The organism is Persicitalea jodogahamensis, assembly GCF_014651615.1.
Lineage (GTDB): Bacteria > Bacteroidota > Bacteroidia > Cytophagales > Spirosomataceae > Persicitalea > Persicitalea jodogahamensis.
This window is the reverse complement of record NZ_BMXF01000001.1, coordinates 191,315-217,182: the sequence shown is the minus strand read 5'-3', so window position 1 is coordinate 217,182 and position 25,868 is coordinate 191,315. Positions and strand designations below refer to the sequence as shown.

12 protein-coding genes are annotated in these 25,868 nt (G+C 53.7%); 10 read left to right on the top strand and 2 right to left on the bottom strand.

Annotated elements, in window-relative coordinates; translation table 11 throughout:
• Nucleotides 1-57: 57 nt before the first annotated feature.
• Nucleotides 58-1,848, bottom strand: a complete 1,791-nt coding sequence (locus IE117_RS00875) for a metallophosphoesterase (RefSeq protein WP_189562470.1) — start codon at nucleotides 1,846-1,848, stop codon at nucleotides 58-60.
• A 118-nt stretch (nucleotides 1,849-1,966) separates the two neighbouring features.
• Here IE117_RS00875 and IE117_RS00870 point away from each other — a divergent pair, with 118 nt between their 5' ends.
• Together IE117_RS00870 and uvrA are read left to right on the top strand one after the other, a co-directional pair.
• Nucleotides 1,967-3,295, top strand: a complete 1,329-nt coding sequence (locus tag IE117_RS00870) for a sugar porter family MFS transporter (RefSeq protein ID WP_189562469.1) — start codon at nucleotides 1,967-1,969, stop codon at nucleotides 3,293-3,295.
• Nucleotides 3,296-3,444: 149 nt separating this feature from the next.
• A complete protein-coding gene (gene uvrA / locus IE117_RS00865; protein ID WP_189562468.1) occupies nucleotides 3,445-6,315 on the top strand; it encodes an excinuclease ABC subunit UvrA in 2,871 nt (956 codons plus the stop codon).
• A gap of 22 nt (nucleotides 6,316-6,337) precedes the next feature.
• On the opposite strand, the gene IE117_RS00860 is transcribed toward uvrA, so the two are convergent.
• Nucleotides 6,338-6,841, bottom strand: coding sequence for a rhodanese-like domain-containing protein (locus IE117_RS00860; protein ID WP_229580146.1), 504 nt, complete (start codon nucleotides 6,839-6,841; stop codon nucleotides 6,338-6,340).
• Between the two features lie 87 nt (nucleotides 6,842-6,928).
• Here IE117_RS00860 and IE117_RS00855 point away from each other — a divergent pair, with 87 nt between their 5' ends.
• From IE117_RS00855 to IE117_RS00820, 8 genes are all read left to right on the top strand, one after another.
• A complete protein-coding gene (locus tag IE117_RS00855; protein ID WP_189562459.1) occupies nucleotides 6,929-9,988 on the top strand; it encodes a serine hydrolase domain-containing protein in 3,060 nt (1,019 codons plus the stop codon).
• 147 nt (nucleotides 9,989-10,135) lie between these two features.
• Nucleotides 10,136-15,178 carry an Ig-like domain-containing protein gene (locus IE117_RS00850; RefSeq protein ID WP_189562457.1) on the top strand — a complete coding sequence of 1,681 codons (5,043 nt, stop codon included), beginning with the start codon at nucleotides 10,136-10,138 and terminating at the stop codon, nucleotides 15,176-15,178.
• A 93-nt stretch (nucleotides 15,179-15,271) separates the two neighbouring features.
• Nucleotides 15,272-16,690, top strand: coding sequence for a sulfatase (locus IE117_RS00845; protein WP_189562455.1), 1,419 nt, complete (start codon nucleotides 15,272-15,274; stop codon nucleotides 16,688-16,690).
• A gap of 12 nt (nucleotides 16,691-16,702) precedes the next feature.
• Entirely contained in the window at nucleotides 16,703-17,299 is a 597-nt protein-coding gene (locus IE117_RS00840) for an RNA polymerase sigma factor (protein ID WP_229580143.1), read from the top strand.
• A gap of 177 nt (nucleotides 17,300-17,476) precedes the next feature.
• Complete coding sequence (locus tag IE117_RS00835) at nucleotides 17,477-18,574, top strand: FecR family protein (RefSeq protein ID WP_189562454.1); 1,098 nt, start codon at nucleotides 17,477-17,479, stop codon at nucleotides 18,572-18,574.
• Nucleotides 18,575-18,765: 191 nt separating this feature from the next.
• Nucleotides 18,766-22,284, top strand: a complete 3,519-nt coding sequence (locus IE117_RS00830) for a SusC/RagA family TonB-linked outer membrane protein (RefSeq protein ID WP_229580140.1) — start codon at nucleotides 18,766-18,768, stop codon at nucleotides 22,282-22,284.
• Nucleotides 22,285-22,296: 12 nt separating this feature from the next.
• Complete coding sequence (locus IE117_RS00825; RefSeq protein ID WP_189562451.1) at nucleotides 22,297-24,201, top strand: RagB/SusD family nutrient uptake outer membrane protein; 1,905 nt, start codon at nucleotides 22,297-22,299, stop codon at nucleotides 24,199-24,201.
• 103 nt (nucleotides 24,202-24,304) lie between these two features.
• Entirely contained in the window at nucleotides 24,305-25,855 is a 1,551-nt protein-coding gene (locus IE117_RS00820) for a sulfatase family protein (RefSeq protein ID WP_189562449.1), read from the top strand.
• The last annotated feature ends 13 nt before the right edge of the window (nucleotides 25,856-25,868 follow it).

Sequence of the window (25,868 nt, the reverse complement as noted above, 5' to 3'; positions counted from 1 at the left end):
ATAAAAAAGTACCTGAATTTGATTTTTTAACCCATTCAGCCGGATTTTGTTAAAATCTCACCGCTTCACAATCCGCTTCCGCCAAACCTGTGATGCCGATTTTACCTCTACGAAATAAGTACCCGCCGGAAGAGAACGAATGTCCACTTCCTGCTTGCTATTAAATAAAAAAGGCCTTTCCAAAACCCGTTTCCCGGTGAGGTCAGTAACGGTTACCGTAACGTCTACATTCCGGCGACCGGGATTTTCTATAATGACCAAATCACTACCAGGATTGGGATAAATGATAAAATCCTCTGCACCCGGGGCAGTAGCCAGCCCGGGCGGAATCTTGACAAAAATGGGGAACTCGTCCACCAGATAGCCCAACGAGTCGCGCACCGTAACGACCATGTCGCTCTGCGGCTGTACTGTGATCGTCCGCGTGTTGACCTGTCCCGTGGACCACCGGTGGGTGCCGGGCCAGGAAGCGGTCAATTCCACCGACTGGCCCAGGTCGATACGCTTTTCAGTACGCTTGTTTACATTTTTGAACATGGTGAAGCGGTCACGGATTTGGCCGTCGGCACAGATCCACTCGCTGTCCAGGCGGTTGTCCTGAATCGTAAAAATGCTGGAACCACCGATTTCGACGTTGGCGTAGACCGCCGCTGGCAGCGTCTCGTTGCGGCCATTCCAGTCGAGTCGTCCCGCCGAGCCAATGGTCATGTAAACCGTCCCCTGATCTTTATTGATGATCGGAGCGGAATCTTTGGTGTACAAAGCCTTCGTATCCTGCACCACATGCCGGTTTTTGTCGAAGGTAAACGAGAGCCCGGTATGGTCTTTCATCAGGTACGATCGCTCATAAACATGGCTATGGCCATTCAGTACTAAATCTACCTTGTGCTTGTCGAAAAGCGGGACAAGGGCTTCGCGTATGATCCGCAGCTCGGCCTCACCATCCGAATCGTGGGAACGCTTGGTGTAGGGAGGATGGTGGAAAAACACGATCGTCCAGAGCGAAGTGTTAGCGGCCAAATCTTTATCCAGCCATTTGTACTGCGGACCATCCGGGTCCGAGAAGGGGTACTTTCCTTCGTCATAACCGTAAGAATCCAGGGAAACAAAGTGGACGTTGCCGTAATTCACGGCGTAGTACGCTTCCGTTCCCGAAGGTACGCCTCCCGACTCACCCTGGGTAGGTGTGGTCACTATGTCGTAGTAAGGTACGTTGCGATCCTGGTGATTAGCGGCGGAGGTCGTGGCGTAGTACTCGTGGTTGCCGGGACTAGGCAGGATAGGCATACTGCCAAAAATGGAGCTACCATAAAAATCAAAAACCTGCGCCTGATATTCCGGCTCGGTGCCGCAACAGTAGGCGTTGTCGCCCAGCCACACCCACAGATCGACGGGCCCGTTCTTCCTGGCCAAAAACTGATCCCGCACCGCGCGTTGGTTGGTCGCGTACTTTTCCCCCTGATCGCCAAAGTCGCCCATGGCCCAGAAGCGGATCGGGCGTTTGGTATCGGCCGCCGGGGCGGTCGTGAAAAACTGATCGCGACTTTGGTTCAAAATGCGTTGGCTGGTGCCGATTTTATAAAAATACCTGGTATCGCGTGGCAGTCCGGTCAGCACGATTTCGTGTTCGGTAGTCAAAGCGTTGTCAGCTTTCGTAAATAGCTTCGTAGTATCGCTGGCGGCGGCGTAAATGACTCTGCTATCGGTGGGGATATCGGTGCGCCAGCGGAAGGTGATGCCGTCGGCGGTGGGACGTTGCAAGTACGGGCCTCTGGTGATATTCTGAGCGGTGAGATTGGTAACCGCAAAACAGAAGCAAAAGAGGGCAATATTGGAAAGTGAAGGCATTTTTTGCGAGTTAGGATAATTTCCAAAGGTAATCCAAAGCCCCGTTTCCCCGCATTTTGGATTACTGGAATATTCGCCGCAATTTTGGTACTTTCTCAAACCCGCTCCCTTTTCTTTGATGAGTAATTCCGCAAAAATCTTCCTCTGGTCCATTTCTGCCGCTCTGGGCGGCTTTCTTTTCGGCTTCGATACGGCCGTAATTTCCGGCGCGGAGCAAACCCTGCAAGTACTTTGGAATTCTACTGCTTTCGAGCACGGCCTGACGGTCTCCATCGCTCTCATTGGTACGGTGATCGGAGCGTTGTTCGGGGGAGTACCGGCGGATAAGTACGGGCGCAAATACAGCCTGCTGATCGTGGCGGTGCTGTATCTGGTGTCGGCCCTCGGGTCCGGGCTGGCGACGGGCTGGGAGATGTTTTTGATCTTCCGTTTCATCGGCGGCGTGGGTGTAGGTATTTCGTCCGTGGTGGCCCCGATGTATATTTCCGAAATAGCGCCACCCTCGCGGCGCGGGCGACTGGTAGCTTTGTTCCAATTCAATATCGTACTGGGTATCCTGATCTCCTACCTTTCCAACTACGCGCTCGAAGGCATCGGCGAGAATGCCTGGCGCTGGATGCTGGGCGTGGAAGCTATTCCGGCGGTACTTTTCATGGTATCCATCTTTTTCATCCCTGAAAGTCCGCGCTGGTTGATTTTGAAGAAAAATAAAATCCACGAAGCACGCGAAATCCTCAACGTCAGCGACTCCGAGGAAGCCGAGCGCGTAGTAGTGGCTGTGCTGAAAAGCAAGCACGAATCGACCGAAGGCAGCTACCGGGATCTGTTCAAGCCGCTTTATAAAACACCCGTCCGACTGGCGGTACTTTTCGCGCTGTTCAACCAGCTGTCCGGTATTAACGCTATCATTTATTACGCGCCGCGCGTGTTCGAGATGGCCGGGCTGGGCAAAGAATCAGCCCTGCTCTCATCGGCGGGCATTGGATTAATCAACCTGCTGGCAACGTTGCTGGGACTATCGCTGATCGACAAATTCGGACGTAAGTTTCTGATGTACGTCGGTTCGCTGGGCGTCATCACGGCCCTGGTGTTGGTGGCTAATTCCTTCTTCAGCGAGAACCTGGGCGGCGCGCAGGTGCCCATTTACCTTTTCATTTACATTGCCTTCTTCGCCCTGTCGCAGGGGGCGGTTATCTGGGTGTTTATCTCGGAAATATTCCCCAACGACGTACGCGCCTACGGCCAGTCCCTGGGTAGTTTCACGCACTGGATCGCGGCAGCAATCATTTCTTTCATCTTCCCCTACATCGCCCAAACCTTCGGCGGCGGCCCTACCTTCGCCTTCTTTGCCGGGATGATGGTACTTCAGTTGCTGTTTGTCTGGCAAATGATGCCCGAGACGAAGGGAACCTCGCTGGAAGGGATTGAGGAGGCGGTGGTGGCGTAAATTTGAACTGGATTCGATTTGCGCCGACCTTTCAGCGAACGATGCCTGATTTTCTGTGTTCTTCCAAAAACTAAAGAAATGCTTTTGGGGTTAAAGTCAGGATATGGCCCGGCCATATCACGATGGCCAGACACACCTTAACCCAGCGCATGACCACCTCATCCGAAACAATTCCCGCAGAAGAAATAGATTTTGCCGACCTGGACGCCCGCCGCTTTATTCTTATCAAGGGAGCCAAAGTTCACAACCTTAAAAATATTGACGTCGCCATTCCGCGCAATATGCTGGTGGTAGTCACGGGGCTTTCCGGCTCGGGCAAGTCCTCGCTGGCCTTCGATACGCTCTTTGCCGAAGGGCAGCGCATGTACGTCGAGAGTTTGAGCAGTTACGCCCGGCAGTTTCTGGGCCGGATGGAAAAGCCTGAGGTGGAGTACATCCGGGGCGTATCGCCTGCCATTGCCATCGAGCAGAAGGTTAATACCCGCAACCCGCGCTCGACGGTCGGGACAAGTACCGAGATTTATGATTACTTAAAGTTGCTTTTCGCCCGCATCGGGGTTACCTACTCACCGATTTCGGGCGACGTGGTGCGCAAGGACACCGTCACTGACGTGGTGGATTTTATGCTCGCCCACCCGGAAGGTACCCGTGTGCTGGTGATGGCCCCGTTGCTGGTGCGGCCCGGCCGTACGCTGGCTGAGGAGCTGAACATCCTGCTTTCCAAAGGCTACAACCGCATTGTGCGCGGTGGCGAAACGCAATTTATCGAAGAAGTACTGGAAGGCGAAGAACTAGCCGAAATCTCGGAAGCCGAAGAGCTTTTCATCCTCATCGACCGCGCCGCCGTACAGCCCGATGATGAAGATACGCAGTACCGCCTGTCGGACTCGGTGCAGACGGCCTTCTTCGAGGGTGAAGGTAGTTGTGTAGTCGAAATTGTGGGACAGGAGCAGCGTACTTTTTCTGATAAGTTTGAATTAGACGGCATTCTTTTCGAGGAGCCTAGCGTCAACCTGTTCAGCTTCAATAATCCTTATGGCGCTTGTAAGCGCTGCGAAGGCTTCGGCAAGGTACTTGGCATTGACCCTGATTTGGTTATTCCCGACAAAGGTCTGTCGGTTTTCGAGGGAGCCATTGCGCCCTGGCGGACCGAGAAGATGAGCGAGTGGCTGAAACCACTATTACGTAACGGTATCCGCTTCGACTTCCCGATTCATCGGCCCTACAAAGATCTGAGCCAGGCCGAAAAGGATTTGCTCTGGACGGGCAACTCGCATTTCAAGGGACTGGACGCTTTTTTCAATGAAATAGAAAAGCAAACCCACAAAATACAGTACCGCGTGATGTTGTCGCGCTACCGGGGCCGCACTACTTGTCCCGACTGTCGGGGCTCGCGGCTGCGAAAGGATGCGGCTTATGTCAAGATCGCAGGCGCATCCATCACCGATCTGGTACTAAAATCCATTGAAGATGCTTTGGATTTTTTCAAAAACCTCGAGCTGGACGAACATAGTCAGCAGATCGGAAAACGCATCCTGACCGAAATCAATAATCGCTTGGAATACATGGTGCGGGTGGGCCTGGGCTACCTGTCGCTCAATCGCCTCACCAACTCCCTGTCGGGTGGCGAGTTTCAGCGCATCAAACTGGCCACCTCGCTGGGGAGCGCGCTGGTAGGTTCCATGTATATTCTCGACGAGCCCAGCATTGGTTTGCACCCGCGCGACACGCAGCGGCTGGTGGGCGTGCTGGAATCGCTGCGAGATCTGGGAAACACGGTTATCGTGGTGGAGCACGAAGAGGAAGTTATGCACGCCGCCGACCAGATTATCGACATCGGCCCCAAAGCCGGGACGGGCGGTGGCCATTTGGTTTTCCAGGGTGATTGGGAAGAAGTCAAGGAATATGGAAAAAATGGGAAAGAAAAAGCCAACAGCCACTCGTACACCCTGGATTTCTTGCTAGGAAAAGATTCCATCCCTGTGCCGACATTCCGCCGGAAATTCACCCACTTTCTGGAATTGAAAGGGGCCCGGGAAAATAACCTGAAAGATGTGAGTGCGAAATTTCCGCTCAATACGCTTACCGTCGTAACCGGCGTGAGCGGCTCGGGTAAATCAACGCTGGTGCGCAAACTACTTTACCCTGCCTTGATGCGCACGAAAGGGGAATACGGTGAGGATGTTGGCAAATTTGACGAGCTGGCGGGCAGCCTGAACCGCGTGGAGGCCGTAGAAATGGTAGATCAAAACCCTATCGGCAAGTCCTCACGCTCCAATCCCGTCACCTACATCAAAGCCTACGACTACATGCGCCAGATGATGGCCGATCTGCCGCTGGCCAAGGCGCGGGGCTACAAGCCGTCGCACTTTTCGTTCAACGTCGATGGGGGGCGCTGCGAGGTTTGCCAGGGCGAAGGCCAGGTCAAAATCGAGATGCAGTTCATGGCCGATATTTACCTCAAATGCGAAGGCTGCGGTGGCAAACGCTTCAAACAGGAAATCCTGGAAGTAAAGTACCACGAAAAAGACGTGGCCGATATTCTGGACATGACCGTTGACGATGCCATCGACTTTTTCCGGGATTCTGAGGAGCGGCTGGTCGAAAAACTACAACCTCTACAAGACGTCGGCTTGGGCTACGTCACGCTGGGGCAGTCATCCAACACACTATCGGGTGGCGAGGCGCAGCGGGTAAAGCTGGCGTCTTTCTTGGGAAAGGGTAATTCTAATAAAGGCAAAACGCTCTTTATTTTCGATGAACCCACCACGGGCTTGCATTTTCACGACATCAAAAAACTACTGGCCGCCATCAACGCCCTCGTGGATCAGGGCGACAGCGTTATCGTAATCGAACACAACATGGAGGTCATTAAGTGCGCCGACTGGATCATCGACCTTGGCCCGGAAGGTGGCGAAAGCGGCGGCTACATTACTTATGCCGGTACACCGGAGGATATGGTAGGGCTGGAAGGAAACTACACGGCGGATTTTCTGCGGGGGAAGTTGGGGAAGGCTTGAAGATCCCACCCTTTAAGCCTTTTCACTCGTAAACCTTCTCCCCTTTATTAAGCCACACGCCCCAGGCGCGGGAGTAGGCGTGTACTTTTCGTGTAGGCTTGCCGTCTGCATCTACAATCGGGTAGTCCTGATTCACCCACTCGAAAAGACTCCCGTACAGATTTTGCACGTTGGTAAAGCCTGCATCCAGTAATTTCTTCCCAATCCTCTCGCTCCTGACCCCAACGGAGCAATAGATTACAATCGGCGTGTTCTTGCCGATACTTTGTACTTTGTCCAGCGTAAATTCCTCATAACCAACCCAACGGGCATCAGGAATATGACTCACTTTAAACTCTTCGTAGGCTCTGGCATCCAAAAAGAGTGCGTCGGGCATCTGACTGGCCTTTTCGCAGCTGACCAGCGGTACCTCCTTCTTGTAAAGCGTATTGAGCATGGCCCGGTAGGTGCCGGAGGTGATTTGGGCGAGGGAAGCGGTAAAGGGAATAAGCAAAGCGAAGGGCAGTATAATCAATGTTTTTTTCACAATATTGCGTTATATTAGTGCGAGAAGGCCTTTGTTGGTAAATCCCCCCGTCCGTAATAGTTTGAATTTTAGTTGTAAACGAGTAGCATGAGTAATTGGTTTGGCCGGGTAAATCGGATAAAGTTTTCCAGAATAGCGTTGGGAGTGGTGATTGCGTTGGTAGTGAGTTCCGTCGTAGCTCCGGCTTGGGAGCTTACAAGTTCCGTTCCATTCGTGTTGCTCAAATCTACACCCGAAGAGGTAGCAGCTCCCGTTGCCAAAGCGAAAAAACACTCAAAAGCCATCAAGGTTCTGCCCGAAAGTGCGTGGGCAGACAGCGTTTTACAGACGCTCACGCTGGACGAGAAAATCGGTCAGTTCTTCATGATTGCCACTTTCTCCAACCGCAACGAAATAGAATACCGCCAGATTGAGCGCCTGATCCAGGACTACCATCTGGGCGGCCTGATTTTCTTTCAGGGCGGCCCTTACCGTCAGGCACTGCTGACCAACCGCTACCAGGCGCAGTCGAAAGTACCTTTATTTATTGGCATTGACGGCGAGTGGGGCCTGGGAATGCGGCTCGACAGCGCAATGATTTTTCCCAAGCAAATGGTACTTGGAGCGATCCGTGATGACAGCCTGATCTACCGCATGGGCGACCAGATTGGTCAGCACTGCCGCCGTTTGGGGATTCAAATCAATTTTGCTCCTGTTTCCGATATCAACAGCAATCCCGATAACCCGGTGATCGGCTACCGCTCGTTCGGCGAGGACCGCGAGAACGTTACGCGTAAGTCGGTGGCCTATATGAAAGGCTTACAGCGCAACCGAGTCATCGCCACGGCCAAGCACTTTCCCGGCCACGGCGATACTGACGCCGACTCACACTACACGCTACCGGTAGTGACTCACTCCTCGGACCAGCTGCGCGACATTGATCTTTATCCTTATCGCCGCCTGATTGCCGACAGCCTGATGGGCGTCTTAACCGGCCACTTATATGTGCCCGTACTGGACAACACGCCGCTTTTAGCGACTTCACTTTCCCAGAAGGTAGTTACCGACTTGTTACGCACCGAAATGGGCTTTCGCGGCCTGATTTTCACCGACGCCATGAACATGCGCGGCGTTCTGAAAACCGGCCGCGCTCCTGACGTGAACCTCAAAGCTCTTATAGCCGGAAATGACATACTGCTCTATCCGAATAGTGTTGGCGAAACCGTCCAGCGCATCAAAGATGCTCTGGCAGACGGTACGATCAGCGAGAAATTTATTAACGATAAAGTAAAGCGCATCCTGCAAGGCAAGTACTGGTCAGGACTAGGCGATTATAAGCCTGTCGATACCAAAAATTTGTTTCAAGACCTGAACAACGAAAAAAGTCAGGAATTGGCCAGTGAACTGAGCGAAGCGTCGGTAACGGTGGTCCGTAATGAAAACAATTTGTTGCCTTTTGGCTCGCTGGAAAGTGCCAGGGTTGCATCCGTCACGGTGGGTGCGGGTGTCGGTACGGAATTTCAGAAAATGATGAGCCGCTACGCGCCGGTAAAACACTTCATATTTGAGGACAAACCCAACGGCGAAAAGGAAATAGCCGAGATGCTGGAATATCTGCAACCCTACGATGCGGTCGTGGTGGGTGTCCACGAGATCAGTAACTCACCGCGTCGCCGCCATAATATCACCAACGGTACCATCAACTTTGTCTCGCGGCTGCGCGAGGCCAATAAGAAAGTGGTACTTTGCCTGTTCGGCACGCCGTACAGTATTCGGTTCTTCCCCCAGACCGACGCCTTGATTTGTGCCAATGAAGACAATGAAACCACCGAGCAGGTGACCTCGCAAATCCTATTCGGGGCGCTACCCGCTTTGGGCCGACTACCCGTATCGGTGGCAGGCTATCGACCCGGTACTTTCGCTGAAACAGCCGTACTGGATCGCTTAAGCTACGGCACGCCTGAAAGCGTGGGCATGGATGGCAATAAATTGCGCAAAATCGACGATGTAGTGACCGACGCCATCGGCCAGAAAGTATTTCCCGGTTGCCAGGTGGTGGTGGCCCACAAGGGCCGGATCGTTTACTCCAAAGCGTACGGCGGGCTTGACTACCGATCCGGCGCACGCACGACCCCCGAAACGATTTACGATGTGGCTTCCGTAACGAAAGTTTCGGCTACGCTGCAATCCCTGATGTGGCTTTACGATCAGAAAAAGCTTGATCTGGATCAAAAGGCGGCTTTCTATTTACCCGAATTGAAAGGGACCAACAAACAAAACTTTACCATTCGCGATCTGCTGCTGCACCGCTCCGGTCTGGTTTCCTTTTATCCTACGCTCTGGAAAAATACCATGACGGGCGGCGGCGGATTACTGCCCGAATATTACAGCGCCCAGCCCGATACCTCCTTTCAACTGCAGGTGGCACCAAAACTTTTCGCCAAATCAATGCTCCGGGATTCAGTCTGGAAATGGGTCGTCGGATCGCCCCTCAATAACCGCCGCGACAAGGCTGGAAGATATGCGTATGTGTACAGCGACCTGGGTTTTCTTACTTTGCAGAAAGTCGTTGAGCGGCTGACAGGCTTACCACTGGACGTGTTTGCCTACAAAACTTTTTATGAACCGATGGGATTGCCTACGCTGGGTTTCAACCCTTTGCGCCGATTCCCGGCGGAAAGGATCGCGCCCACCGAGCAAGACTACCGCTTTCGCAGCCAATTGCTGCAAGGTACAGTACACGACCAAATGGCGGCCATTCAGGGCGGTGTCTCGGGACATGCCGGCTTGTTTGGCACGGCCACTGACCTGGCCACTTTAATGCAAATGAACTTGTGGAAAGGGAAGTACGGTGGCAAGCAGTATTTTCAATCTGGCACGGTTCCTGCTTTTGCTCGTATGGCCGACGAGGGCCATCATCGGGGATTGGGTTGGGACAAAGCTCCTTCTTCGGGCAATAGTTCGTACGTGTCGGACCAGGCTTCGGCCAATTCGTTTGGTCATACAGGGTTCACAGGGGCGGTAGTTTGGGTAGACCCTGACGAAGAGTTGATATTCGTATTTTTGTCCAATCGCATTCATCCCGACATGGAAAATCGGGGCATTTCCACCCACCGCACCCGGCGCAAGATTCATGACATCATATATGAAGCCCTCATTCCGTCCTGAAAATACTGATTCCTGGGAATGCAGTCTTATCGAACGCAGCTCTGGTCAGCCAGGGCTGCGTTCTTGGTTTTTTATTAAAAAATATACCTAACTTTATCCGCCATTTTTTACCCACACAGCATTTAAATTTCTTAAAAAGAACACGTTATGCAACGAAAAATTTTTACTTACTTAATTTTAGGGGGGCTGATCGGACTGGGATGGATAAGTAAGTCAACCGCGCAGACGATCACTACCGGGACAGTAGCCACTTCCTCTTATTGCGTTCCGGCCACCATTTCAGTGCCTTTTACGCAAACAGGTACTTTCGGAGCTACTAATGCTTTCAGCGTCGAATTATCTGGGCCGACAGGCAGCTTTTCCAGTCCGCGTACACTATTGACGACCGGGGCAGTCAGCCCTCTTACCGCTACTCTTCCTGACGATCTGCCCGCTGGCAGCGGCTATCGGCTACGAGTGGTTTCGAGTGCACCACAAGTCATCGGTACCACGGGGGCAACAGTACTTACTATTGGCAAGAAACCCGCTTCGCCCACAGTAACCACCACTTCTTACAATTACTGTGTAGGTGCAACCGCCACGCCGTTAGCGGCCACAGCAACAGGTGGCAACAGTCTGCAATGGTATAATGCTGCGGGTACTGAGCTCGCAGCCGCTCCCACCCCTTCTACCGCCTCGGCCAGTACGCAGACCTACAGCGTGGCCCAGGTAGCGCCAGCAGGCTGCGTAAGCGAAAAGGTTAGCATCAGCGTGCAGGTTTCTAGCTCACCAGGTGTCCCGGCAGGCGCCAGTTCCGTACAAATTTGTGAAGGGAGCCCGGCTTCCCCGCTAACAGCCACAGGCAATAATCTAAAATGGTACGACGTGTCTGACAACCCGCTGCCGGGCGCACCTACGCCGCCCAATAATGCTGCCTCCACCTATAAAGTCACCCAGACGGTAAACGGTTGTGAAAGTCTCAAAAAAACCATTGAAGTTACTATCAAGACCAGGCCCACCCCTCCGGCCGTAACGCCCAGCTACACATATTGTTCTGGGCAAACCATTCCGCCATTGACCGCCACGGGGACAGGCCTGAAATGGTACACTGTCAACGATACGCCGCTGGCCAGTGCGCCCACGCCTTCCAATACGGTCAGCTCCATCTATAAGGTGAGCCAGACGGTGGACGGTTGCGAAAGTGGCAAGGCTACAATAAGCGTCAGTATAAACCAAACGCCCACCCCTTCCACTACTACTTCTGTGGAATATTGTGTAGGTGCTACATCCACGGCCTTAATTGCCACCGGAGGAGACATCAAATGGTACTCTACCCCATCCGGCGGAACTGCGCTTGCTACTGCCCCAACGCCCTCGACGGCTTCGGCGGGAAATACCAACTACTATGTCAGCCAAACTTTGAGTGGTTGCGAAAGCAGTAGGGTTTCCGTTACCGTGACAGTGAAATCTCTTCCCCTCGCCCCTACTGTCGCCAGTCCGGTAGAGATTTGCGAAGGAAGCACAGCTTCACCGCTTTCAGCAACGGGCAGCAACTTGAAATGGTACAACGAAGCAGATGCTCCAATACAAGGAGCACCCACACCGAGCAATACAATTGCATCATCATATAAAGTATCCCAAACCGTGAACGGTTGTGAAGGGCCAAAGGCGACAATTGATGTCAAGATTAAGACCAAGCCAGCGGCTCCCAGCGTAACGTCAGGCTTTACGTATTGCTACGGCGAAACCATCCCTGTCCTGACCGCAACCGGAACGAGCTTGAAATGGTATACTGCCAACGATACACCTCTGAGCAGTGCACCTACCCCTTCGAACACGGCCAACTCGACCTTCAAAGTGAGTCAGACAGTGAATGGTTGCGAAAGCGACAAAGCCAGTATTTCTGTTAGCATTACCCGTACCAATCCGCCGGGCGTAGCTTCACCCGTCACTTATTGCGTGGGTGAAACTGCCTCTGCTCTTACCGCCAGCGGATCGGGATTGAAGTGGTACAATCAGGCGGGCACGCTGTTGACTGCCGCCCCGACGCCATCTACCGCTGCCGCAGGCAGCACCACTTACACGGTTACCCAAACCCAGAATGGTTGCGAAAGCGACCGGCGGGCGTCCATCCAGGTAGTTGTGAATCCGCGCCCGGCATCCCCCACTACCGTTGATTTGGTGTATTGTCAGGGTGCCACGGCGGCACAATTATCCGCCAACGGAAGCAATATTAAATGGTACAGTGCGGCTACTGGTGGAAGCGGTTCTGCCACTGCGCCTACGCCGTCAACCACTGCTGTGGGTACTACGGTCTATTATGTTACTCAAACCAACAGTTCCGGCTGCGAAAGCGAAGTCCGTGCCCAGTTGAAAGTGACGGTGAACCCAACTCCGGCTTTGCCGACGGTGGCAACCCCACCCGTTGAATACTGCGAAGACGCAACCGGGGCGACAGCTCTCACGGCTACCATTGCGACAGGCAATACCGCCAAATGGTATCTGCCCGGTGGAACTACCACTGCTACGGCACCCACACCTTCCACTGCCACAGCCCAAACACTAACCTATTCAGTTACGCAGACGAACAGTCTAGGTTGCGAAAGCCCCAAATCGGAAATTAAAGTAGTCATTAACCCGCTGCCGGCATTGCCAGGCATCACAAATCAGCAGGTTTGCCAAACCAAAGTTGAACAAGCCTATACATTGACCGCTACTGCATCCACTGGTGCCAGTCTGAAATGGTACACTGCTGCCACGGGCGGCACCGGAAACAGCACCGCCCCAACCATTAGTTTGGTGAATGATGGGTTAGTGACTTATTATGTAAGCCAAACCACCGCAAAAGGCTGCGAGGGCGAAAGAGCCAAAATAACGGTCAATATCAAGCCACTGCCCGTCAAACCTACGGTTCCGGCAGCGCTGGCCTACTGTCAGTCCGTCGTCGCCAGTTCATTGACGGCCACGCCTTCGGCGGGAGGGACTCTCAACTGGTACGGTACCAGTAGTACCGGGGGTAGTGCGAGTAGCAGTGCTCCCGTACCCTCAACGGCTGCCGACGGAGAAACACTCTACTACGTGAGCCAGTCGGTCAATGGTTGTGAAGGAGACCGGAGTTCGATTAAAGTGACTGTGCGGGCCACGCCGCAACCCAGCGTGGAGGCCCTGAAAGAATATTGCCAGAACGCCAGTGCTCAACCACTGACCGCCACGGGAGAAAACCTGAAATGGTACAACGCCGCCAGCGGCGGGACAGTATCCTCATCAGCTCCCATCCCTGCTACCAATCAGGTGAGTACCACCTCTTTTTACGTATCCCAGACCAAAACCTATACCATTGAGGGTATTGGCCTGAACTGCGAGAGTCCCCGCGCCCGCATTAACGTGCAGATCAACCCAACACCAAGCTTACCAAACGTGACGGCCTTTCAAGAGTTTTGCCAGGAACGTCAGGATAAGACATTCACTTTTTCAGCCACTGGCGACAATCTGAAATGGTACAATACCCCATCAGGTGGAAATGGAAGCTCAAGTACCCCGGGTATAAATCTGAAAAACACACAGGAGACATCTTACTTCGTGAGTCAAACTACGGCCAAAGGCTGCGAAGGCGGACGCATAGAAACCAAAGTACGCGTGAAACGACTGCCTGCCCTGCCCGGCGTAACGCCTTCCATCGAATACTGCCAGTTCGAAAGACCCAATCAACTGACGGCCAGCGCAGAAAGCAACGCCGCCCTTAACTGGTATGGTACCAGTGCCGTAGGTGGCGACCGCTCCGGCGTGGCCCCCACCCCCTCGACTGATAATGGTGGTGAAACGAGCTTCTACGTCAGTCAAACACTGGAAGGGTGCGAAGGTGACCGTACGTCGATCCGGGTTTTGATCAAAACGACTCCGAAGCCCGGTGTAACAACACCCCTGGAATATTGCCAGAATGTAGCCGCCCAGCCGCTCTCTGCCCAGGGCAGGGATCTGAAATGGTACCGCGAACCCGCTGCCACTGAATCACAAACTACTCCTTTCACGCCCTTTACAGCGAACGTCGGAAACTACGCTTTCTACGTCACCCAAACCGGAACTAATGGCTGCGAAAGCCCCAAAGAAAAAATAGACGTCAGGATCAAACCTTTGCCTTCGGCCACCGTCAGCGGCGACAATTCCATCAGCTTGGGTGCCTCTTCCCAGATTACGGTAGCCTTTACCGGAGATGGTCCCTGGGATTATAAGCTTTCCAATGGCTTGACCGGAAAAGGTGAAACTCAAAATCCCTTGAAAATCACCGTCACCCCTACCACCACCACGACTTATACGGTCACGGAGGTGGCTAACGTTTGTGGAAAAGGAATACCAATTGGTAGTGCCATTGTTACGGTAAAAATTCCAACCATCAGCACGGGTAATCCTACCATAGCCAGCCTGTGTGCCGGTCAATCATTTACTTTGCCATTCCAGCAGTCTGGCGATTTTGTATCGGGCAGTAAATTCAACGTGCAGATTTCGCTGACTGAAGCGGACGCCGGATTCCGTACCATACCTACCGTTACGACGGGCAGTGATGCGGTGGCCACGGTTCCCGACACGGCATCAGGTGGTAATTATTTCGTTCGCGTGGTGAGCGAAAGCCCGCAGTTTGTGATCAAGGGCAGTACCAGCCCGGTTCAAGTTACGGTACAGCCCAAGCCAACGGCTACAGTCTCTGGCTCATCGACCATTCTGATCGGAGAAACGGCGGCGATCAACGTCGCCTTCACGGGCGGTAGTCCCTGGACCTTCAACTTCAACAATGGTCGCCGCGATTCCCTCATCACCACCAGCGTCACTCCCTTTGTGATTAATGTCAAACCCGATTCCACGACAACTTACAAACTTAGCTCCGTGGCGAACTCCTGCGGCGAAGGTCGGGTGTCCGGTACGGCGCGTATCCAGGTGGACCCAATTTTGGGTACGGAACCTACCGTGGCAGCTGCCTGGCTGAAAGCCTACCCCAGCCCAGTGCAGACGATTTGTGTGGTGGAGATAGAGACCCCGCCCGCGGGAGATGCCGCTACGTTGCGAGTTGTCGATATGCGCGGGAGGACGGTTTCCGAGCAGAAAACCCGGCGTACCCGAAACGAGGTGGACTTTACCGCTCAGCCAGCGGGTGTTTATTTCATAAAAGTTGAAAACGGAGGCAGAGTTGGGGTAAGGAAAATTTTGAAAACAGAGTAAGCCCGGGCGTGTAGACGCGGAAAGTAGAAGAGGCTGATTTCTGGCTTTGAATTATCCAAAGGTTTGGCGGAATTCCGTCCCATCCTTGTGACTATGAGAAAACTCGCCACGCAAATTGGCATTTGCATATTGCTGTCGACTTTGGCCTTTGCCCAAACAGCGAAGCAAGCCCGCCAGGGGCCGGTCCCACGCAACGTACTGCTCATCGCTGTAGACGATCTCGACAACCACCTGGGTTGCTACGGCGACCCAATGGTGCAGTCGCCCAACATCGACCGCCTGGCGCGGCGCGGCGTCCGCTTCGACCGCGCTTACTGTCAGTTTCCGCTGTGTAGCCCCAGCCGCACAGCCCTGCTTACTGGGCTTCGGCCCGATTCGTCACGGGTGTATGACCTGCAAACGCACTTTCGCACCACCGTTCCCAATGTGGTGACACTGCCCCAGCATTTCAAGAACAAAGGTTATTTCGTAGCACGGGTGGGCAAGCTTTACCATTACGGCGTTCCGCGCGACATCGGTACCAGCGGCCTGGACGATCCGCTCTCCTGGACTACGGTGCGTAACCCGAAGGGCCGGGACAAGGTCGAGGAAAATCTCATTACCAACCTAACACCCAAACGCAGTCTGGGCTCGTCGCTTTCGTATCTGGCCGCCGACGGTACTGATGAGGAACAGACCGACGGCATGGTAGCTACCGAGGCTGTAAGACTACTGGAACGAACAAAGGACGATCCCTTTTTTCTGGCGGTAGGTTTCTTTCGTCCGCATTGCCCTTACGTGGCCCCGAAAAAGTACTTCGACCTGTATCCTCAAAATAAACTACCCCTCCCGGCCCATTCACCGGGCGACACCACCCAGTATTCGCGCGAGGCGTTCTGGACCTATCCTTTCAACTGGGGCCTGAACGAAGACCAGCGTCGCGAAGCCATCCAGGCGTACTATGCATCTGTCAGCTTCATGGATGCCCAGGTAGGCCGGGTTTTGGATGCGCTGGATCGCCTTGGACTGGCCGAAAACACGATCGTCGTTTTTTGGAGCGACCACGGGTATCTGCTCAGCGAACACGGCCAGTGGATGAAGCAGAGTCTGTTCGAAGAATCGGCGCGGGTACCAATGATCGTGGCGGTGCCGGGCGCTGAGGGAAATGGCGGTGCCAGTCCGCGCACCGTGGAGTTGCAGGATATCTACCCAACGATCACCGATTGGTGCCAGGTAGGCACACCCGCGCACGTGGCCGGGAATAGCCTGTTGCCACTGCTGTCCAACCCGAAAAGCGCCTGGGATCATCCGGCGATCACGCAGACAGACCGGAAAAGCGGCATGGGGCGCAGCATCCGTACGGAACGCTGGCGTTATTCCGTTTGGGAGAATGGCCAGGGGGCCGAAGAATTGTACGACCACGATAGGGATCCCTACGAACTGAAGAATCTGGCGAAGGAATCCGGCTTCGATGAGGTGAAGAGAGAGCTCAGAAGCAGGCTCCTGGGATCAACCGCCAAAGTGACAAAGTGATCGTTATACTCAATGTCCGGAAGATTGTCGATTGCAAAAAACGATATTGAACTTTGGCTTTCCTTTAAAGGCGGCAGCGAACGGGCTTTGGAACGTCTTTACCAGCGTTACTTTCCCGCGCTCAGCCGATACGGCTATCGTGTCATGCCCGATCGCCTTCTGGTAGAAGATGCTATTCAGGACATTTTCGTCGATCTTTGGCGCAGACGGGAATATTTGAGCGAAGTCGAACACGTGAAGTCCTACTTGTTCCGGGCCTTACGCAATCAATTGTTCCGAAACACCCGACACGATATTTTTGAGGCCGCTGAGGATATCGACGATTTCCTGGACTACCTCTCCTCCCTCTCCACCGAACAGCAGTCCATCGACCGCGAAACCCAGCTGAACCGTTCGCAGTCTATCCAAAATGCCCTTGCCAATCTTAGCAACCGCCAGCGGGAGGCGGTCCACCTGCGCTTCTACCAGGGCCTGAGCCTTGACGAGGCCGCTGAGGTCATGGGCATCCGAAAGCAAGTCGTCAAAAACCTGCTATCCAAGTCCTACGCCGTACTCAGAATCTCGCTCAAAACCCTCATTTCTCTCTTTCCTGTATCTTTTGCAGGCTGAGCGCCTGCCGACCACCTTCCTGTTCCCTTCATTCGGGCGCATTCTCATTTACTGTCTGAGAATACCCGTCGCGCCACCCCCTTTTATTATATTTTTTAAAAAAATCATCATGTAATGGTTACTATTTCCTGAATAGTATACCTCTACAAATAAGGACACTATTTGCCTTATTAAAAGATGAAAGGTAACTACACAAAAATTCAGGATTATTTGGACGACGATTCCTTCGTGCAGTGGGTACTGTCGGGCCGGGACGATGCCTATTGGCGGCAGTTTTTGGCTGATTACCCGCAGCACTCTGCAATGGTCCGGCAGGCGCAGACTCTGATTCTGGATATCAAAAAAAACGAAGGCGCAGACCTGCCTTTCCTCGACCAAAGAATGGTCTGGGCCAAAATCTCGGCCAACCTCCGCGACCCGGAAGTAAGCGACCAGGAATCAGCTTCGCTCAAATGGGGACGCTATGCGATCTGGCAGTGGGTGGCGGGGGTTGCGATAATGCTGGGACTGAGCTGGTACACCTGGCAAAACCAACCCGGCGGGGTAATCACTTACCAGGAGTTATCCGATTCAATCAGAGAGAAGAATGAATTAGTCGAAAGAATCAATACGCAGGATGCGCCGCTGGAAATAGCTTTGGAGGACGGCAGTGTCGTAATACTACACAAGGGCAGTAAGCTGATGTACCCCCGCCATTTTGGCGACAAAAACCGGAACGTCATCCTGATGGGCGAAGCCTTTTTTGAAGTTTCCCGGGATTCCGACCGCCCCTTTTACATTTACGCCAATGAGGTCGTAACCAAAGTTCTGGGTACAAGTTTCCGGATAAGGGCCTTTGAAAAAGAGCAACAAGTGACCGTACAGGTCAGCACGGGGCGGGTGTCGGTGTACAAGCAGCGGCGCATCAACCTGGCCGACCCCGAAACGGACGGCCTGGTGCTGTTACCCAACCAGGAAGCCGTCATCAACCGCAAGGCCGAAGGCCTGAGCCGTCGGCTGGTGGACAAACCCCAGCCCGTTCTCAAACGGGAGTTCGACACCCTGCCAACCCGCTACGATGAAGCCCCCGCCAGCCTGATCCTGCGGGATATCGAAACACGGTACGGCATTACCATTCTGTTCAACGACGATGTCCTGGACCACTGCTACCTGACGACCACTCTGAAAGAGGAGTCGCTCTACGATCAGCTCGACCTAATCTGCAAAACCATCGGTGCCAGCTACAAGGAAGTGGACGGGCAGCTGGTGGTGGAGTCGAAAGGATGTCGTTTTTAAACCCTAGCCCAGTTGCCTATGATTAAAAAACTCCAAGCGTAAAAAAGGGGAAACGATGCTGCCACATCGCCTCCCCGGTCTGTTGGTCCGCGCCGGTATGCACCTGCGGGATCCATGTGTTTTGTCTTACTAAAACAAAAACTATCAAAATTATGTCAAAATCGTGTACTAAAAAAGTGATTTTCAGGATTATGAAAATCTCCCTATACCAATTTCTGCTTCTGGCTATGTTAGCGGGCATAGGGTATGCCCACCCCAGCGAAGCTCAGGAAATACTGCAAAAACGGGTGTCGCTCTCCATTCGAAACGGGAGCTTGAAAAGCGTATTGCGAGACCTGGAGAAACAGGCCGACCTGGTCTTCTCCTATCAACGCGGGGTGCTGGATACGGACGAAAAAGTAAAGGCCCATTTTCAGGACGAAGCGCTGGGTTCCGTACTTGCCAAGGTGCTGAACCCGAGGGGGGTTGATTTCATGGTACTCCGCAATAAGCAGATTGTCCTGAGCCGGACAAAAGGGACAGGCAACCTGCCGGAAACTCTGGGAAGTGACCCCACCCAAACTTTTTTCGACGCGCCTGCGGAGGTCATAATAAAAGGGACGGTAGTGGATGATGCCAACGGACCGTTACCGGGGGTGAGCGTGGTACTTAAGGGCAGCAACCGTGGCGTCACTACCAATGTGAACGGCGATTACGAACTGGCGGTGCCCGATCAGGATGCGGTGCTCGTGTTCAGCTTCGTTGGCTACGCCACGCAGGAGATTCCGGTGGGCAATCGCTCGACGCTGGATGTGACGATGAAAGTGGACAATAAGATTTTGAGCGAGGTAGTTGTGGTAGGCTTTTCCACTCAGCGCAAGGCCACCGTGACAGGATCGATGTCTACCATCTCAACCAGCGAACTGGAACAGACGCCCACCGCTACGCTCACCAATGCCCTGGCGGGCCGGATGCCCGGCTTGTTTGCCAACCAGTTTGCGGGTGGCGAACCCGGCGTTGACCGGAGTGACATCATGATTCGGGGAATGGGTACGTATGGCAATACGGCCCCCATTGTGATTGTAGATGGCCTGGAACGGGACATGAACTACCTGGCCCCCTCCGAGATCGAAACGTTCACCATTCTGAAAGACGCCACTGCCACTGCCCCCTTTGGCGTTCGGGGAGCCAACGGTGTCATTCTGATCACCACCAAGCGCGGGAAGGTACAAGATAAAGCAGTGGTCAATTTTAAATCTTCGGCGGGTATGAATCAGCCGGTCAAATTTCCCACCTACCTGGGTTCGGCCGATTACGCCATGCTTTACAACGAGGCCATTCGAAACGATAACCCCGGTGTGAATCCCGAAAATCTCAATCTGTTTTCGCAGGATGCCATCGATAAATTCCGGCGGGCCAAGGGCGACAACTCCGATGGCCTGGGCTACGACTGGGATTACTTCGATTATGCGTTTAAGCCCGGTTTTCAGCAGGAAAACACCCTAAGCATCAGCGGTGGGTCGGCCAAGGCACGCTATTTCGTCATGGCTAACCATTTCCGCCAGACGGGCAACTACCAGCACTCCAACCTGAGCAACTACAATACCCAGGCGGTGTTCCAGCGCTACAACTTCCGCTCTAACATTGACATCGACGTCACTAAGGATTTCTACGCCCGCCTCGACCTCGGCGCCCGTATTACTGATCGCAGTGCACCCGGTACCACAGCCAACCGGATCATAGAGTTGGCCAACACCCAGCCCTCTTACCTACCCATTTTACTCAATGAAAACGATGACCCGGCCAACCAGCGTGCCATTGTCGGCAATCCGCTGGGGCTGCTCTACGGTGATCAGATCTACCGCTTCAACATTCTCGGCGAGCTGTCGCGCTCCGGCTTTCTCAATGAAAAAAACACCTACCTCAACGGCTCGTTCATTTTAGGGCATCAGCTCGATTTTATTACCCGTGGCCTCAAAATAGAGGGCTTGTTCGGCTATGATTCTTCGGATGGCATCTGGGTAGACCGCTCGGTAAACACCTACTCCGAAGGCTACCGCGTGTATCCCGGCTATGCTACCCTACAGCCAACGGGCGGCATCGATGTGTATCGTAATCCCGGCATTTATGAGGGGGCTTACAAGCGCGGCAATAAGTACGACATCGACCAGACGCTCGGCAACTCTACCCGCCGCAACGAAAACAACAGCCGCACCTACCTACAGGCCAAACTGGAATACCAGCGTCGGTTTGCCCGGCATGGCGTAACGGGTCTGCTACTCGTCAATCGCTCTAAGCGGAATATCGACAATCAGGTACCCTTCACCTATCAGGGGGTAACCAGCCGGCTTACCTATGATTTCGACGATCGTTACCTCTTTGAAGTAAATGCTGCCTACAATGGCTCCGAAAACTTTGCCAAGGGTCAACGCTACGGTTTTTTCCCGGCTGTGTCGGCGGGATGGATTGCCACAGGAGAGCGCTTCATGAGTAATGTCTCCTGGCTCAACTACCTCAAAGCGCGGGTCTCTTACGGGCTGGTCGGGAACGACCGCATCCCGAATGATCGCCGATTCGTGTACCTCCAGTATTTTCAGGGGGGGAACGATTATCAGTTCGGGACCGATTTCTTCGGCTCCGGGGCGGGGGGCGGCCTGCAGGAAGGCGACCTTGCCAACGTGAATCTAACCTGGGAGAAAGCCCAGAAAGCTAACTTCGGCATTGATGCTACTCTTTTCAAGAACCTTACGGTAACTCTGGATATCTTCCGCGAACACCGGTATGATATCATTACCGACCTGGGACAAAGCAACCGCTTGGGCTTCCCGAGCATTGTGGGCAAAAACGCGCCCTACGTCAACTCAGGTATTGTGAACAATCAAGGCGTCGATTTTGAGCTGGGCTGGTCGGGTAGGATCAACGACGACTTCACCTACTACATCCGCCCGAATCTGACTTACGCTAAAAACGAGATTATCTTTATGAACGAAATCCCCTATGACGCACCGGGACGCGCTCAAACCGGTAAGAGTATCGGGGAGCATTTCGTGTACGTAGTGGATCATTTTGTGCGCAATGCCGACGAAGCTGCCGCCCTGAACGCCAGCAACAACGGAGCAGGTTACCAGCCGTGGGGCAGGCTACAGCCTGGGGATGTAGTGTATAAGGACATTAATGGCGACGGTGTAATCAACGACCTTGGCGACCGTACGGCGGTCGGCCATCCGCGGAACCCCCAACTGATGTACGGCATTCCGGTGGGCGCGCGCTACAAAGGGTTTGATTTTAGCATGTTGTTCCAGGGAGCGGCCCTGACCTCGGTCCAACTCAGCGGCCCGGCCGTGTACGATTTCCCACTTTTCTCCCAAGACAAATACGGCAAGGTAAAGCCCGTCCACCTCAATCGTTGGACACCCGAAACCGCCGAAACGGCGACTTATCCTGCCTTACATTACGGCGATTACACCAATAACAAGAATGCCAATAGCAGCCTGTTCCTGTACAACGCCAGCTACCTGCGGCTGAAAACAGTGGAGATGGGATACAGCCTACCCAAAAAGCTCATTCGGGGCATCAAGCTGGAAAGCGTACGGTTCTACGCGCAAGGGCTAAACCTGCTGACATGGGATAAACTGAACGAGGCCGATGTGGACCCTGAAATTCGGGAGGGAAGCGGCGACTGGTACCCTGTGCAGAAGGTAGTGAATTTTGGTGTCGACATTAAATTTTAAAAAACTCAATTCATGAAAAATATCATAAAAGTAATCCTCAACACTACCCTCGCGCTGGCGGGTATCCTGCTGTTTTCGTGCGAAGACCAGTTTCTTGATCGACGGCCCGACGACCAAATCGACGCCGAACAGGCTTTCAGCCGCTACGAAAAATTCAACCAGTTGGTCACCGATTCTTACTCGCGCATCAAATCGGCCAACCGTCCGCTGGTCTTCTTCAACCACTTCTCTGCTTCCGCAATAACGGACGAGAGCGAGGGAACCAACGTTGAAGGCGGTATCACCAACAAGTTCAACTCCGGTGACTGGGGCCCCAACGGCATGCCCGACCGCAGCGATAACGGTCAGTATTGGTGGGGACTGTACGCCGATATCCGGCGCGCCAATGTGATTCTTGAAGGAGCCAGAAAATACAACACGCCCGACAATCCACTGCAAAAGGGTGACCTGGAAAAACGCCTGGGCGAGGTTTATTTCCATCGTGCCTATCTACATTATTTGCTCATCCGGATGTACGGCGAAGCCGTTTACGTCGATCGTGTCATCGACGCCACCGATCCCAAGGACTTCAAAAAGGAATCTTTCCACACGACAGTTGCCAAAATCAAGCAGGATTGTGACTCGGCTTTCGCCCGGGTACCCGAACGCTGGAGCGGCGTGGACTTCGGCCGGGTGGACAAGGGCGCCACGCTGGGTTTGAAGGCGATTGTGAGTTGGATGGCCGCCACTCCGCTCTGGAATGGGGGCACGCTGCCCAACGATACCCGCGAGTTCAAGTCGGAATACGCCAGGAACGCCAGCCGCTGGACGGCGGCCCGCGACGCGGCTAAGGCTGTCATCGACTTCAAAGCAGGCGGTGCACCGCGTTATACTCTGTACCAAGGCCACGGGCCGGCCGATTTCAAGGATGACGCGGGAGTCGATAACAACAATTCCAAGGTATACGCCCGGCTGTGGGATATGTTTTTCAGCATGGATTTCTTTCAGAATGAGGCTGTCTTCTTCGTGACGCGCGACAAGAATTGTTTCTGGCAGGGCGACCTCTACCCGCCTAGCTGGGGTGGGGCCTCCCGGCAAATGCCCGTTCAGGAGCAGGTGGACGAGTACGAGTATTTCGCCCCCAATGGCTTCGGCTACCCCATTTATAGTTCCCGGGCCAAGACTGACGGCTATGACGATGAAAATCCTTACGAAGGCATCAAGCGCGACCCGCGCTTCTACCGCGATATCATTTACCATGGCTCCACTTTCAAGGGCCGGGTCATTAACACCGCCGATGGCCAGGATCGCATCGGCGCTACCAATGCCACCGTCACGGGCTACTACCATCGCAAAATACTGCGGGAATCGTGGAATCGGGATAAGTGCTTTGACATTAACGGCCCGGCTATTTGGCGACTGCCCGAGTTTATATACATCTACTGCGAAGCGGTGAACGAACTATCCGGCCCTACCGCTGAAACAGTCGAGTTGCTGAACAAAGTGCGGGCGCGATCTTTTATGGCACCAGTGCCGCCGGAGGTCATGAACAGCAAGCAGATGATGAATGAGTATATCCAGCGCGAGCGCCGGGTGGAGCTGTTCTATGAAAATAACCGCGTGTGGACTTTCCGTCTTTACCTGGAGCCCTCCTCATCGGCAGAGATGGCCCGCGAACAGGCGTGGCAGGCAGCCGGCACTACCAACGACGAGCGTTCGCGCAAATATTGGCCTTACCCCAAAACCCAGCACATGATCAACGGGATGCGGCCCGTCGAAGACCCGAAGGGAAAAATCGTAGTAGGTGGAAAGAATTATCGGATGGAACGTTTTTACGTAGAGAGCCGGATATTCGTGGCGCCCCGGCATTACCTTTTCCCGATTATGCAAAGTGAGTTACAGCGTACACCATCCCTAACTCAGAATCCAGGCTGGTAGTTGTAGGCTGCCAGTTCCGTTAGAGGATCCCTACCAATTCCGCCCGTTTTCAGTAGTTGAAGACGGGCGGATTCTTTTTATCCAAAACCAAGCATTTGATTCCATGATCCGTATTGTTCGCCGATTCACCGCGCTGTTCCTCTTTTTGATTGTTCCACTGCTGTCCTTCTCACAGGCCCGGCAAGCCCGGCAAAGGCCCAATATCATCTTCATCTTCTCCGACGACCATGCCTACCAGGGCATCGGGGCCTACGGGAACAAGATCGCCAAGACGCCCAGCATCGACCGCCTGGCGCGGGAAGGTGCTTTATTCAAAAACTGTTTTGTGACCAACTCTATTTGCGGGCCGAGCCGGGCCACGCTGCTCACCGGGAAATACAGCCATATGAATGGCTACAAGCGCAACGACCGCACGCTATTCGATACTGACCAGACACTTTTTCCCAAGGAATTGCAAAAAAACGGCTACCAGACAGCCTGGATCGGCAAGATGCACTTGAACAGTCTGCCCGTGGGTTTCGATTATTGGAATATCCTGCCCGGGCAGGGGCACTACTACAATCCCGATTTCATCAGCCAACCCGGCGACACCACCCGCCACACGGGGTACGTTTCGAACCTGATCACGCAATTCTCGACCGAGTGGCTGGCCAAGCGCGACGATTCAAAGCCCTTCTTCCTGATTGTGGGCCATAAAGCCACCCACCGCAGCTGGATGCCCGATCTGCAGGATTTGGGTGCTTACGACGATGTGACCTTTCCGTTGCCTGCTAATTTTTACGATGAATATGAGGGGCGTGTCTCGGCCCGCGATCAGGATATGAGCATCGACAAAACGATGCGGATGAAGGAGGATTTGAAAATCAATCCTGACTACCAGAAAGATGGACTATTCAACCGCTTCACACCCGAGCAAAAGAAAATTTTCAAAGACTATTACGACAAAGTGGCCCGCGAAGCGGAAGCGAAAAACCTGTCGGGAAAGGCCCTGATCGAGTGGAAGTACCAGCGTTACCTGCGCGACTACTACGCCACGGCCAACGGCCTCGATCGTAACATCGGCGAGTTGCTCGATTACCTGGACAAAAGCGGATTGGCCGAAAACACCATCGTAATTTATTCGTCCGACCAGGGCTTTTACCTGGGCGAACACGGCTGGTTCGACAAACGGTTCATTTACGAGGAATCGCTGCGCACGCCACTGATTGTGCGGTATCCGGGCGTGGTAAAACCCGGCACAACCATCGACGCTCTGGTGGCAAACATCGACTGGGCGCCGACGGTGCTTGATCTCGCCAGTACAAAAATCCCGTCTGACATGCAGGGAAAATCCTTTTTTCCGTTGCTTAAAGCCGCTGACCCGCAGCGGGTACCGTGGCGGCAGGCAGTCTATTACCACTATTACGAATTCCCGCAACCGCACCACGTCTACCCCCACTTCGGCCTTCGGACCAACCGCTATAAACTCGCCTACTTCTACGACGGAGCCGATTCGTGGGAGTTGTTCGATTTACAGAAAGACCCGACCGAGATGTCTAATATTTACGGTCAGAAAGGTACTGAAAAGCTCACCGCTGACTTAAAAGCGGAGTTGAAAAAACTGATGGTTGAGTATAAGGATCAGGAAGCGTTGAATATTTTAGCCGGGGTTTGAGAATAATTGCAAT

Bases quoted from the DNA above. Each gene is read 5' to 3' on its own strand.
- IE117_RS00875 (WP_189562470.1), bottom strand. From the start codon at position 1,848: ATGCCTTCACTTTCCAATATTGCCCTCTTTTGCTTCTGTTTTGCGGTT.
- IE117_RS00870 (WP_189562469.1), top strand. From the start codon at position 1,967: ATGAGTAATTCCGCAAAAATCTTCCTCTGGTCCATTTCTGCCGCTCTG.
- uvrA (WP_189562468.1), top strand. From the start codon at position 3,445: ATGACCACCTCATCCGAAACAATTCCCGCAGAAGAAATAGATTTTGCC.
- IE117_RS00855 (WP_189562459.1), top strand. From the start codon at position 6,929: ATGAGTAATTGGTTTGGCCGGGTAAATCGGATAAAGTTTTCCAGAATA.
- IE117_RS00850 (WP_189562457.1), top strand. From the start codon at position 10,136: ATGCAACGAAAAATTTTTACTTACTTAATTTTAGGGGGGCTGATCGGA.
- IE117_RS00845 (WP_189562455.1), top strand. From the start codon at position 15,272: ATGAGAAAACTCGCCACGCAAATTGGCATTTGCATATTGCTGTCGACT.
- IE117_RS00840 (WP_229580143.1), top strand. From the start codon at position 16,703: ATGTCCGGAAGATTGTCGATTGCAAAAAACGATATTGAACTTTGGCTT.
- IE117_RS00835 (WP_189562454.1), top strand. From the start codon at position 17,477: ATGAAAGGTAACTACACAAAAATTCAGGATTATTTGGACGACGATTCC.
- IE117_RS00830 (WP_229580140.1), top strand. From the start codon at position 18,766: ATGAAAATCTCCCTATACCAATTTCTGCTTCTGGCTATGTTAGCGGGC.
- IE117_RS00825 (WP_189562451.1), top strand. From the start codon at position 22,297: ATGAAAAATATCATAAAAGTAATCCTCAACACTACCCTCGCGCTGGCG.
- IE117_RS00820 (WP_189562449.1), top strand. From the start codon at position 24,305: ATGATCCGTATTGTTCGCCGATTCACCGCGCTGTTCCTCTTTTTGATT.